Below are 11,702 nucleotides of genomic sequence, written 5' to 3'. Positions count from 1 at the left end.
ACCTGCGCGGAACACCTCGGGGCCGCGCGGCCGACTCCGCCGCCCGGCAGTGTCGGGACGCGGAACGCCACCAGGGAACACCCGTTCTACGGTGCCGTCCAGCGCATGGCCTGCCGTTGGCTCGATTGCATCGCGCAAACGACCCGCGTGCGACCCACTCGTCACCGGCCCGGCAGCTACGCCGACTGGACTCCGCAGGAGGGACGTTGAACAAAACGACCACGCTCGCAGGACGGCTGACCCGGATCACGGCCGCGGTCTTCACGGCGTCCGCTCTGAGGCTCGTCGGGGCCGGCACCTCGATGGCCGCCACGGGAACGCCGTCGTCCGCTTCGACGTCCGCGCCCAAGGCGGCGGCGAGCACCGACGTCCTCGCTCGGACCCGGTGCCGCGAAGACCGAAGGCGTCCAGACCGTCTACACCCGCCGGGTGACGAGCGGGACCACGGGGCTGTGTGTGGACGGCAGCAACATCGGCCTGCGCCACTTCGGATGCCAGGACCAGAACGGCCAGTACCCCAACTCAGCTGTTCCGCTTCGCCTCGTACTGAGGACGGGATCCGATCTTCTCAAGACCCGCGCAAGCGGAACGCCGGGGCACACCCGACCGTACCCCCCGCACGTGCGGGGGGGGGCGAAGCTTCTGGCCAGCCACAGACTGCCGTGGCCAGGCGCACCGCGATCTCCCTGCGGGCGGTTCCTCCCGATGGAACCGGTGCACGAACTGGTCGTGCACCGCACTCGGTTAAGCCTCGTGAGAGCACCACGGCCGTGCAATCTGTGCATGCCCAACCGTCTGCTGTCCGCGGACAACTCTACTTGTCCGGCCCCTTCTCCGAGCTGACCTGCATGGATCACTCCAGGGCCGCACGGACAACTCAGCGTCCCGGCAGTGTCGGACCGCGGGAGACGAGCACGTCACAAACGGGCCACGACCCGCCAAGAAACAATCCCACCAGCCCGCACAGCCCCTATGGGCCGACCCCCAGGTGCAGGCTGCGGGGGCATGTCCGTGAACAGAGGAGACGTCATGTTCAAACGCATTCTCGCCACATCGGCCGCGCTCGGGGCAGCCCTGGCCAGCATCGTGACGGTGGCTCCCTCCGCTTCCGCAACGGAGAGCGGATTTGCTTGCCGGTCCGACTACACGCCGAACCACTCCTGGGCGAACTGGGGCGGCGCCAACATAGACGCCTGCATCGCCCGCAACGGCTCCCAGATCATCGCGGGAATCGGAGCCAACAACACCTTCCCCTCCGACCCGTGTGCCCAGCTCGTGGACGCGGACACCGGGAAGTGGCTGTACGACTTCGGGTGCTACGACAAGCGCACCGGCCACTGGCTCCCCGCCTTCTCCGGGAACAACTACTACAACTACCCCTCGATAGACCTTCCCAAGACCGGTAGGCAGGTGGTGGTGCAGGTCGGCTTCTGGGCTGATTTCGGCTCCGGAGTGCAGTACTACATGAACGTGCAGAGTCCGCGCATCATCTTCTGACCTTCGCGACCACGCCGACGGCGGCTACAGCCTGCCCCCTTGAAACGCTATGGGCGTCATCCCTGTCGACAGGGATGACGCCCATCGTATGACTGGGCTAGAGGATGTCCGATAGGTCGGTGGAGCGTCGGGGTGCTGCTCGTCCCGGCTGTTCCGGGCTGGTGGAGGGTCCTGTGCCGGTGCCCTGGGGCTCAGGGCACCGGCCTGTGTGCCGTCAGCTGAGGGTGATGGTGGCCTTGGATTGCGTGTTAATGGTGAATTCGGTCCAGCGGTCAGGATTGTCGTCGTTGTGTCCGGGTGGGGTGTTACCAGCGTTCGGTAGCTCGCGTCGTCGTAGTAACCGCGGGTCTTCTCGATGCCAGACCGGCTGGACAGGGTGTAGGTGCCTGCCTCGGGCCGGTCGATGACAGCGTCGAAGCGGAGGTAGCCGGAGCCGTCGGGGATGCCCGGGGTGAAGTCGAAGGCCCGTCCGTGGGGCGCGGCGCCGCGGCTGTCCCTGAGCCGGAGCTGGACCTTGCCTACGTGCGCGGGCTCCGGGCAGCCGCGGTCGTCGTCGTAGTACCAGAAGCCCCAGCAGTACTCGGCTTTGGCCTCCCACCCCAGGGTGAGGACCTGCTTGCCGTTGCGCCGGCCGGGGGTGATGGCGGTGCGGTGGCGCAGCCGGGGCCGGCCGCCCCAGCCCTCGTCGCTCTTCCACGGTCCGTACACGGCCTTGCCTTGGTCGATGACCTGTTTCGTGGTGCGCGGGGCGGGCGGCTCAGGCTCCACGCACCGCTCAATGCCTCCGTGCACCAGCAGCAGGGCCTCGCTCTGCTGGCCTTCGGGGCCGTCCTTGGCGACGAGCAGGGCCGGGTGTTGTTGGAGTCGCGGCCCGCAAGGTTGGTGGCCTCGGCCCAGCCGTCGGTCGCGCTCCACGTGGTGTGGCGCAGCTGGTCGCTTTCGGTGGACGGGTAGGCGGCGTGGAATTTGCCGTCGAAGGAGGCCAGGGCGTCACTGCGGCGCGAGCGGTCGTTCTCGCTGACGAAGCTCCTTTTCAGTCCAGGTGGTGCCGTCGAAGACGTCATGCCGTGGCCACATGAACAGGGAGTTCACGAGGTGGAGCGTGTTGTCGTGGACGGCTGGGGACAGACTGGCGGGGGGGGATCGTGCCGTGAAAGACATATGCCTGCGTCTCGTAGCGGGTGGCCACGGCACGAAATCCCTTGAGCGCCGGGATGGTGCGTTCCACCTCGTTCCTGCGCGCGTACCGTTCATGGTCGAAGCCGCCGGGACGGCCGCCCCGGCCGCCCCGGCGCCAGCGGTTGGCCTGCTGGGATCTCCGTTCGGGGATGGTGTGCTTGACCTGGCGCCTGCGCAGGTAGCGCCGGTTGCGGCGGGAGGAGTACGCGCGGTCGGCCGAACCCAGGCGGAGGACCTCCTGTTCCTCCAGCGCGGCGAGCACCCCCGTGGTCCAGCCGATGCCGGCCAACCCGCCACCGCCGAGCACCACAGCCGTCGAGTGTCTGGACATCACCGCTCCCTTCCCGGTGAACTGCCCCCTGGCAGCCCGTAGTCCGCACGCTGAACTCCGACACCAATGTCAGAGTCAAGCGGCCAAGGAAGCAGGTCGTGCATGCGGATGAAGGACATGGTCACGCGCACCGGCGTTCACGAGCGGCTGCTGCGCTACTACGAGCAGCAGGGCCTGCTCGCACCGAAAAGACTCCCAAGCGGCTACCGGGTGTTCAGCGAGGCCGACGTGGAATCGGTACGCCGCATCCGCTGCCTGCTGACCGCCGACCTCTCCACGGCGGTGATCGCCCAGGTCCTGCCCTGCCTCACGGGCGACGAGAACGACGCCGCACTCACCCCCGCCTGACGCAGCCAGAACCCCAAGTGACCGGAACACAACCACATTTGCCTCTCGACCCGAATGCCAGGATGCACCACGTCGGGCACTGAGCGCTCTACGGAGGCTTGTCAGCGACTCCGTACACCAAAAAGCCCCTCCCCACTTGGCCGTTGCCAACGAGTCCGGGCCGCTTTCACCGCGCAGAGCCATGAAAGCCCGTCGCAGGCTGCGGGCTGTATGCCCTTGGTTGTGCCACGAGGCCGGTCACCGGGTCACCGGGTCACCGGGTCACCGGGTCACCGGGTCACCGGGTCACCGGGTCACCGGGTCACCGGGTCACCGGGTCACCGGGTCACCGGGTCACCGGGTCACCGGGTCACCGGGTCACCGATCATGGGACCATGCGCGCTGCCCGGCTGATGCGTATGGCCCTCCTCCTCCAGTTGAACCCCGGCCTGACCGCCGCCTCGCTCGCCCGCGAGCTGGACGTCTCCGAGCGCACCGTGATCCGCGATGTCCAGGCGTTGCAGGAGGCCGGCATTCCGGTCCGGTCCGAGCGCGGCCGGGTGGGCGGCTACTCCCTGGCGCCGGGCTACCGGACCCGGCTCACCACTCTGCACCCCACCGAGGCGGAGACGTTGTTCCTGTCCGGTCTGCCTACGGCCCTACAGGACCTGGGGTTGTCGGACGCGGCGGATGCCGCACGTCTGAAGCTGACGGCCAGTCTGCTCCCGTCGGTGCGGGCGGCGGCCGAGTCGTCAGTACGCCGGTTCCACCTCGATGCGCCCGCCTGGTTCCGGGAGCCGTCCACACCGCAGCTGCTGCCGGAGCTGGCCCGCGCCGTGTGGTCCGACCGCACCGTCGAGCTGTCCTACGCGCGGCCGGGCCGCGACAGCGCGCAGCCTTCCACGATCTCCCGTGTGGTGGAGCCGTACGGGCTCGTCCTGAAGGCGGGCGTCTGGTATCTCGTGGGCCGGATCCCGGGCGAGGGCGCGGACCGCGACGGGACCTGGCGTACCTACCGCGCCGACCGCGTCGCAGCACTCACTCCAGCCACGGAGGAACCGTTCGTACGCGATGCGGCTTTCGACCTGGCCGCGTACTGGGAAACCCACGCGGCCGGGTTCGCCCGGACGCTGTTGCGCACGACCGTCACCGTGCGCCTGACGGAGCAGGGTCTGCGCCGACTGCCCGCCGTGGCGGACGCGGCCGCCGTCGAGGAGGCGCTGGCCGGTGCGAGCGGGCCGGATGCCGCCGGTCTGGTCACGCTCGACCTGCCGACGGAGTCGCAGGACGTCGCCTTCCACCAGTTGGCCAGCCTGGGCGCGGACGTGGAGGTGCTGGCCCCGGCGGGCCTGCGCACCCGCTTCCGCGAGCGCGCCCTGGCCCTCGCCGCCCTGTACGGGAGGCAACCGGAGGATCAGCGGTAGTCGTCCGCCGAAGCGTCCTTCCTGCCGTGGACGACATCCTCGATGTATGTCCAGGCGTCCGGCTGGCTGCCGTCCACGTCCTGTACACCGTAGGCCTTGGCGAGTTCCGCGCTGGAGGTGGACTTGCCGTTCCAGCGCCCGGCCCGGTCCGGGTCGGCGGCCAGGGCCACGACCGTGCGGGCGAGGTAGTACGGGGACTCGGCGATCGCGAAGGTCGGTTCCTGCGCGACGGCGTCCCGCCAGTTCTCCTCGGCCACGCCGAAGTGGGCGAGCATCTGCTCCGAGCGCAGGAACCCCGGCGAAACGGCGACCGCCGTGCCCCCGTACTCCGCGAGCTCCTGGCCCAGCCCGAAAGCGAGCCGGATCGGGGCGTTCTTGGCGAGGTCGTAGTACATGTTCTCGCGGTAGCGGCGATTGAAGACCGCGGTGCCGTCGGTGACCTCCACGTGCAACGGGGCGTCCGAGCGGATCAGGAGCGGCAGCATGAGCGCCGCCGTAATCACGTGCGAGCGGGCTCCGAGGTCCAGGATGCGCAGGCCGTCGGCGAGCGGGGTTTCCCAGCTCTTCTTGCCGAATACCGAGGCGGCGAGGAGGTGCTCGCCGCCCCAGAGGTCGTTGACCAGGACGTCGAGCCGGCCCTGCTCCTGGTCGATCTTCCGGACGAGGGCGCGGACTTGGCTCTCGTCGAGGTGGTCGGTGGGGACGGCGATGCCCGTACCGCCGGCCGCGGTGACGAGTTCCGCGGTCTCCTCGATGGTCTCCGTAGTACGGCCGACCTCGCTCGCCTGCGTACGGGTGGTGCGTCCGGTGACGTAGACGACGGCCCCGGCGCGGCCGAGCTCGACGGCCTGGGCACGCCCGGCACCGCGCGTGGCCCCGGCCACGAGCACGATCCGGCCCGTGAGCGAGCCCTCCTGGGCAGCCTTCTGGGTAACGTCCTGGCGGGAGATGTCCTTACTCATATCGTTCATCGTCCACGCCAAAGGTGACAGATCACGTCACCCTTTTCCGGGTGTTCTCTGCCCTTCGCCAGCGGCAGGTACCGGCTCGCTTGGCCGGTGCCGGAAGGTGGTTGACGAGGGGGTGTTGTGCGGAGCATCGGCGCACCCGAGCCCGGATCCGCACCCAAGTCGTCACAACGTGGACCATCGTGGTGTGGGGCGCGCTGTGGCTCAGGTCTGCTGGGTGCAGTTGTCGACCACGATGTTGAGGTACGTGCCCGGCCTGTCGGAATCCACGTCGCTGCCGGGCTCGTCGAAGTCGTGCTCGCGGCTGACGGTCAGCTGCCACCTGTCGTTGGCGTACTTCGACTTGTCGGTGGCGGAGTTGTCCTTGCGGTATTTGGGCGTGCCCGGAGCCGTGCCGGCGGCAGGTCGCCAGCCGTCCGCCTCCAGCGCGGCATACGCCTTCGCCAGCCGGGGCCGTTTCGCCTCGTCGAACATGACGCGCAAGTGGAGCGAGCAGGTGGCCTTCACCGGGTTGGCCAGGAACAGGTCGTCGTCGACGTCGAGCCCTGCCGCCATGAACTCCTGCTTGACCGCCCAGTTCATGTTGGCGGTGATCTTCTTCTGCTCCTCGTACCGCTGGGCACGCGCGCGAGGAGCAAGGTCGTCGGTAGTGGGCGGGGAAGACCTCGGCGGATCAAAAACGCCGCACAGCCCTGCCACTGCGACCGCTGCCGCGACAGCCACCAACCCCACCCTTATCGGACGCACAAATCCTCCCCCTGGAACCACCCTCGCAGGAGTTTCGCACAGGTGTGTTGTGGCGCTCCTCCCTCCCCCCAGGCTCAGGAACTGGGCAACACTGCGGGCGTCCCACATCACCTTGGCGACGTTGTCCCCGCCGGTAGCCACCGCCAAGACATGGCCTCACATGAGTGCCCCGCCACTCGCAGCTTGGGCCGCGTCGCACAAGGGGGGCACTCATGTATGGTGCTGGCGGTGGTCGGCGGAGCGGGTGAGTACTCCAGTTCTCCATATGACCTGGTCAGGGGCATCTCTTGGAGTGCAATTGGCTGATGCCTCGTCAGGGCGGTGGTGGTGGCGTGCGGCCCGTCAGGCAAGCGGAAGGCGACCAGGCCGTGATCGAGCTGGTCTGCGGCCAGGCGGTCTCCGCACTCGCTGCAGGGTGGCCGATCGCTACCGGTGCAGTCAAAGGCGCCCGCCGCCTGCTCATCGGCGCCCGCTGCGGACGCACCAGCGCCACGCCGTCCTCAAGATCCGTGGCTGGTACTTGGCCCGGCGACGGCGTGGAAGAGCCGGTGCTTCGAGGAAGCGCCGGGGGTGGGGGTCCTGGCCGTAGGCGGAGCCCGCGGCAACCCAGGCGATGGTGAGCGGCGAGGCCAGGACGAGCAGGGTCCCCCTGGCCTCGCACTCAGGGTGGTGGCCTACAGGAGGCCGTACTCGATGGCCGTCGCGTCCGGGGTGGCCAGAAGGCCGTACTCCGTCGCGGACGCGTCCGTGCTGACGTTGAAGTACTTGGGTCCGTCCTGCGCGGCACGAGCGGTGTCGGCGCTGCTGCCCCCGCCGCTAGCGGAGAGCAAAATAGCGACGAGCAAACCGGCACCGAACATGGCAGAAGCGCGAAGCCTCATCAGTTCCCCCGTGAATGAGTCGGGCTCAGGTTTGCGCGAAGCGTATTACTTGCCAAGGGAGTTGACCACCCACCGATCGGCGGGTGCCGTCTGTCCGATAGATCGGTCGCACGTCAGGGTGCCGCTCGGACAGCGGGTCAGTAGGGGACGGTCTGAGCGGTGCCGGTGCCCCTGCGTTCAGGGCGCGCAGGGGCACCGCCGCCGAATCATCAGGTGAGGGTGATGGCGGGTCGACGCCTGCCCTGGCCCTCGCGGCACTCGCCTGACCAGTCGACCCCCAACCGCCGCGCCGATGGCGCACCGCGAAAGATTCCGCCGCCCGGTCGCCCCAAGCAGCTCGCCCCGACCCACTCGGCACAGATAGTAGGCCTGGGCTTTGCGACGAGTGCCGTCCGCTGGGCACACGAGCTCGTACTTGGTTGAGCAGCTGAGCCCTTACCCCGACAGGTTGTTGAGAAGCGCCTACAGGCGAGGGCTGCAAGCGGGCTCTGACATGGGCGGAGCCCAGCGGAGTGCCTCCCAGGCGCAGCGGCCATGCACTCCACGAGGCACCGCTTCCACTCGGTGGTGGGCACAGGTCCCTGGCCGCCAGGCTTCGGGAGCGAACGAGAGAAGACCACGGATGGACCCCCGCCTGCGCCGGAAGCTCGCCCAGATCCCCTTCGGCCTCGTACGCGACCGCGGCCGGTTGCGGAAGCCCGCTTACCCGGGGCCACTGCCGCTGCGTCGACGCAGACCGCGGCCCTGCGTGCAGACCAGACCGCTTGCGACGGGACAGCGGTGTCAGGAAACTCGAAAAGTCGCACTCGCGGACGCGCTCGCGGACGGCCGAAGTACGCGTCAGCTGCCCCGAAGACCGACCGCCAGCGTCAGCTCAAGGACCCGGTGTGGCGATCCGAGATCCGGAAACAGCTCCCGAAGCTGCGACATCCGGTACCGGACCGTCTGAGGATGGACGAACAACGCCGCCGCCACCTCGTCCCGCCTGCCCTGGTGCAGCAGCCACGCCCGCAACGTCTCCTCCAGCCGCCGTGCGGTCGCGGCAGGCAAGGTCCTGAGCGGTGCGAGGGCTCGCGCGCGCAGGTCTGCGAACGCGTCCGCGTCGGCGCTCAGCACCAGCTCGGGCAGGTGGTCCTCGGTGTCGCGAATCTCGGAGGAGAGCAAGCGCGCGCGTACGGCTCGTGCGTACGAAGCGGACGCACGAGTCCATGGCCGTGCCGGGCCGACCACGGCGGTGCGGTCGGTCAGCTGCCGCAAGAGGTGTGACCGGTCGGCATCGGGGACGAGCAGCACACCGGTGGCGTCCGGCTGATCGTCGAGGACGAGGGTGCCCGGGTCGAGCGTGCGGTAGGCAGGCCGGGCCTGGTCGGCGGGCAGCAGGACCGCAGTCAGCGAGACCGGGGGCTGCCACCCGGCCCGTTGAGCGGAGGCCAGCAGCACGTCCGGGCTCGCACCGGAGAGGAGGTCGCGGGCCAGGTGTTCCAGGTGGCGCTCGTGGGCCCTGCCCCGGGCGGCCAGTTCGTCGGCATGGCCCGCGGCGCTCGCGGCGGAGAGCTCGTCGATGTAGGCGAAGGTCAGCTCGGCGAACTTGGCGACCTCGGCGGCGGGCAGACCTGCGGGTACGGCGCCCGCTGCCAGGCATCGCCAGGCCACGCGGGCGCCGACGCGGTAGGCGCTGAGCAGGGCGTCCATCGAACGGCCGTCGCGCACCTCGCCGCGGCCCAGCTCGTAGGCCGCGTCACCGGCGTCGCCGCCTGTGGCGTTCCCGCTCGCGAGGTCCAGGTAGTGCCCCAGGGCGGTGCGGACGGCTCGGCGGATGGTGCCGCCCATGCGGCCCGAAAGGGCGTTGGCGTAGGGCGGGACCTCATCGATGATCGCCTGGACGACCTCGTCGGCGGTCGTCTTCAGCGCGCCCCGAAGTGCGGTGACCGTCGTCTCATCCAGAGCCAGCTCGCTGACCCTCCGCATTGCATGACTCACGTCTTGTTCCCTGCGAACAATTCAGCCGACCAGATTTACGTTCTGCGGTCAGGACTTTACGCCCAGAGACGCAGCAAGCTGAAGCCATGACGAGTGCAGCCCTCCGCAGCAGGGCGTGGAAACTGCTGGAGATGGTCACGACGCCGCTGCTGCCGTCGGACTACCTCGACCTGGTAAGCCCGCTGCGGGCGGGCACCGACCTGCGTGGGCGCATCGAGGCCGTGCATCCCGAGACGGGTGACGCCGCGACCATCGTGATCAGGCCGGGACGGGGCTGGCGCGGCCACACGGCCGGTCAGTACGTGCGGATCGGGGTCGACGTCGACGGGGTGCGCCTGTGGCGTGCCTACTCCCTCACCTCGCCGACAGACCGCCCGGACGGCCGCGTCACGATCACCGTGAAGGCGATCCCGGACGGCAAGGTCAGCAACCACCTGGTCCGCGGGGCGACACCGGGCACGCTGATCCAGCTCGACCAGGCGACCGGTGACTTCGTGCTGCCGCAGGCCAAGCCCGCCAAGGTGCTCTATCTGACGGCCGGCAGCGGCATCACGCCTGCGATGGGCATGCTGCGCGACACCGAGTTCGACGACGTCGTCATGGTCCACTGCGCACCACAGCCGCAAGACGTGATCTTCCGCAACGAACTGCACGACCTGGTCGCGGACGAGAAGCTGCGCCTCACCGAGGTGCACACCGACAGGGACGGCATGCTCGACATCGCCCGTCTCGACGAACTCGTGCCCGACTGGGCCGAGCGCGAGACCTGGGCCTGCGGGCCCGCTGGCCTGCTCGACGCCGCCGAGAAGCACTGGAGCGAGCACGGCGTACCAGAGCGCCTGCACACCGAACGCTTCCGCCCCAGCGTCGTCGCCACCGGCGACGGCGGCGAGGTCACGTTCAGCGCCACCGGCAAGACCGTCGACGCGGACGGCGCCACGCCGTTGCTGGACATCGGCGAGGAGGCCGGCGTGCTCATGCCCTCCGGGTGCCGCATGGGCATCTGCTTCGGCTGCGTCACGCCGCTCAAGGCGGGCGCCGTCCGCGACCTGCGCACCGGCGAGATCACCGAGGCCGAGCCGGGCGTCCTCATTCAGACCTGCGTGTCCGCCGCGGCGGGCCCCTGCGACATCGAACGGTAGGAGCACCTTGACCGCCATCGACCCCACCGCCCACCTGACCGCGGAGCAGATCGAGGAGCTCGGCCGCGAGCTGGACGCGATCCGCGACGAGGTGATCGCCGGCCGCGGCGCGCAGGACGCCGCCTACATCCGCAAGGTCATCTCGGCGCAGCGGGGGCTCGAACTGGCCAGCAGAGGCGTCCTGCTGTTCTCGATCTTCCCGCCCGCGTGGCTACTCGGCACCGCCGGCCTGTCCGTGGCGAAGATCATGGACAACATGGAGATCGGCCACAACATCCTGCACGGCCAGTGGGACTGGATGCGCGACCCGAAGATCCACTCCACCACCTGGGAGTGGGATCACGTCTCGCCGGCCGACCAGTGGAAGCACTCCCACAACGAGCTGCACCACACGTACACCAACGTGATCGGCAAGGACAACGACCTCGGCTACGGCATCATGCGCGTCGACGAGGACCAGAAGTGGCACCCGTTCCACCTCGGCCAGCCGCTGTGGAACTTCATCAACGCCTGCTTCTTCGAGTACGGCATCGCAGCGTACGACCTGGAGCTCGGCAAGAACCTGCACAAGAGCCGCCGCAGGAACCCGGAGTTCCGCGCGCGGGCCAAGGCCGTGGGCCGCAAGATCCGCAAGCAGGTGCTCAAGGACTACGTGATCCACCCGCTGCTGTCGGGCCCGTCGTTCCTCCCCACGCTCGCCGCCACGTTCACCGCGAACCTGGTCCGCAACCTCTGGTCCCACTCGGTGATCATGTGCGGGCACTTCCCCGAGGGCGTACAGGTCTTCGAGCGCCGGTCGATCAAGGGCGAGACGCGCGGCCAGTGGTACCTGCGCCAGATGATGGGCTCGGCGAACATCAGCGGCAGCAGGGCCATGCACTTCATGACCGGCAACCTGTCGCACCAGATCGAGCACCACCTGTTCCCGGACCTGCCGAGCAACCGGTACGCCGAGGTCGCGGTGAAGGTGCGCGCGCTGTTCGAAAAGTACGAGCTGGAGTACGTCACCGGGCCGCTGCCCAAGCAGGTGTTCTCCGCGTGGCGCAAGGTCTTCCGGCTCTCGCTGCCGAACAAGAAGCCCAAGGTCAAAACGCCGGACCGCGAGCAGGAGCTCGTCGCGGCCTGATTCTCGGTATTGGTTCAGATCTTTCGGCCGGACCCGGCGGCACCGCCGGGTTCGGTGAGATCCATTGCGGACGGTAGGCGGCCGCGACATGAGACCGTAC

The 11,702-nt window shown here is 69.0% G+C and carries 11 protein-coding genes and 1 pseudogene; 6 read left to right on the top strand and 6 right to left on the bottom strand.

The window, feature by feature from the left end:
• Window positions 1-1,029 precede the first annotated feature (1,029 nt).
• Window positions 1,030-1,497, top strand: a complete 468-nt coding sequence (locus BG418_RS18625) for a hypothetical protein (protein WP_188275041.1) — start codon at window positions 1,030-1,032, stop codon at window positions 1,495-1,497.
• Between the two features lie 24 nt (window positions 1,498-1,521).
• Here BG418_RS18625 and BG418_RS18620 read toward each other — a convergent pair whose 3' ends face one another.
• Window positions 1,522-2,265 carry a hypothetical protein gene (locus BG418_RS18620; RefSeq protein ID WP_188275040.1) on the bottom strand — a complete coding sequence of 248 codons (744 nt, stop codon included), beginning with the start codon at window positions 2,263-2,265 and terminating at the stop codon, window positions 1,522-1,524.
• Between the two features lie 18 nt (window positions 2,266-2,283).
• Between BG418_RS18620 and BG418_RS18615 the strand changes: the two genes are divergently transcribed.
• Complete coding sequence (locus BG418_RS18615; protein WP_188275039.1) at window positions 2,284-2,451, top strand: hypothetical protein; 168 nt, start codon at window positions 2,284-2,286, stop codon at window positions 2,449-2,451.
• A gap of 106 nt (window positions 2,452-2,557) precedes the next feature.
• On the opposite strand, the gene BG418_RS18610 is transcribed toward BG418_RS18615, so the two are convergent.
• Window positions 2,558-3,007, bottom strand: coding sequence for a transposase (locus BG418_RS18610; RefSeq protein WP_398999319.1), 450 nt, complete (start codon window positions 3,005-3,007; stop codon window positions 2,558-2,560).
• Between the two features lie 102 nt (window positions 3,008-3,109).
• Between BG418_RS18610 and BG418_RS18600 the strand changes: the two are divergent.
• Window positions 3,110-3,316 (top strand): annotated as a pseudogene (locus BG418_RS18600) (MerR family transcriptional regulator); the annotation flags it as partial.
• Window positions 3,317-3,729: 413 nt separating this feature from the next.
• Window positions 3,730-4,758: a YafY family protein gene (locus BG418_RS18595; RefSeq protein WP_188275037.1), complete on the top strand. Its 1,029-nt coding sequence runs from the start codon at window positions 3,730-3,732 to the stop codon at window positions 4,756-4,758.
• On the opposite strand, the gene BG418_RS18590 is transcribed toward BG418_RS18595, so the two are convergent.
• The 4 genes from BG418_RS18590 to BG418_RS18575 form a co-directional block, all read right to left on the bottom strand.
• Window positions 4,749-5,720, bottom strand: a complete 972-nt coding sequence (locus BG418_RS18590) for an SDR family oxidoreductase (protein WP_188275036.1) — start codon at window positions 5,718-5,720, stop codon at window positions 4,749-4,751. The genes BG418_RS18595 and BG418_RS18590 overlap by 10 nt on opposite strands.
• A gap of 210 nt (window positions 5,721-5,930) precedes the next feature.
• Entirely contained in the window at window positions 5,931-6,449 is a 519-nt protein-coding gene (locus tag BG418_RS18585; protein ID WP_188275035.1) for a hypothetical protein, read from the bottom strand.
• Window positions 6,450-7,147: 698 nt separating this feature from the next.
• Window positions 7,148-7,318, bottom strand: a complete 171-nt coding sequence (locus BG418_RS18580) for a hypothetical protein (RefSeq protein ID WP_188275034.1) — start codon at window positions 7,316-7,318, stop codon at window positions 7,148-7,150.
• A gap of 876 nt (window positions 7,319-8,194) precedes the next feature.
• Entirely contained in the window at window positions 8,195-9,334 is a 1,140-nt protein-coding gene (locus BG418_RS18575) for a CdaR family transcriptional regulator (RefSeq protein ID WP_188275033.1), read from the bottom strand.
• An 86-nt stretch (window positions 9,335-9,420) separates the two neighbouring features.
• Here BG418_RS18575 and BG418_RS18570 point away from each other — a divergent pair, with 86 nt between their 5' ends.
• On the top strand, window positions 9,421-10,476 hold the full coding sequence (locus tag BG418_RS18570) for a ferredoxin reductase (RefSeq protein WP_188275032.1): 1,056 nt from the start codon (window positions 9,421-9,423) through the stop codon (window positions 10,474-10,476).
• A gap of 7 nt (window positions 10,477-10,483) precedes the next feature.
• Window positions 10,484-11,602: an acyl-CoA desaturase gene (locus BG418_RS18565; RefSeq protein WP_188275031.1), complete on the top strand. Its 1,119-nt coding sequence runs from the start codon at window positions 10,484-10,486 to the stop codon at window positions 11,600-11,602.
• The last annotated feature ends 100 nt before the right edge of the window (window positions 11,603-11,702 follow it).

This window comes from Streptomyces sp. CBMA152 (genome assembly GCF_014596475.1).
Lineage (GTDB): Bacteria > Actinomycetota > Actinomycetes > Streptomycetales > Streptomycetaceae > Streptomyces.
Note: the sequence above shows the minus strand (reverse complement) of the source record. Positions and strands in the feature narration are given on the sequence as shown.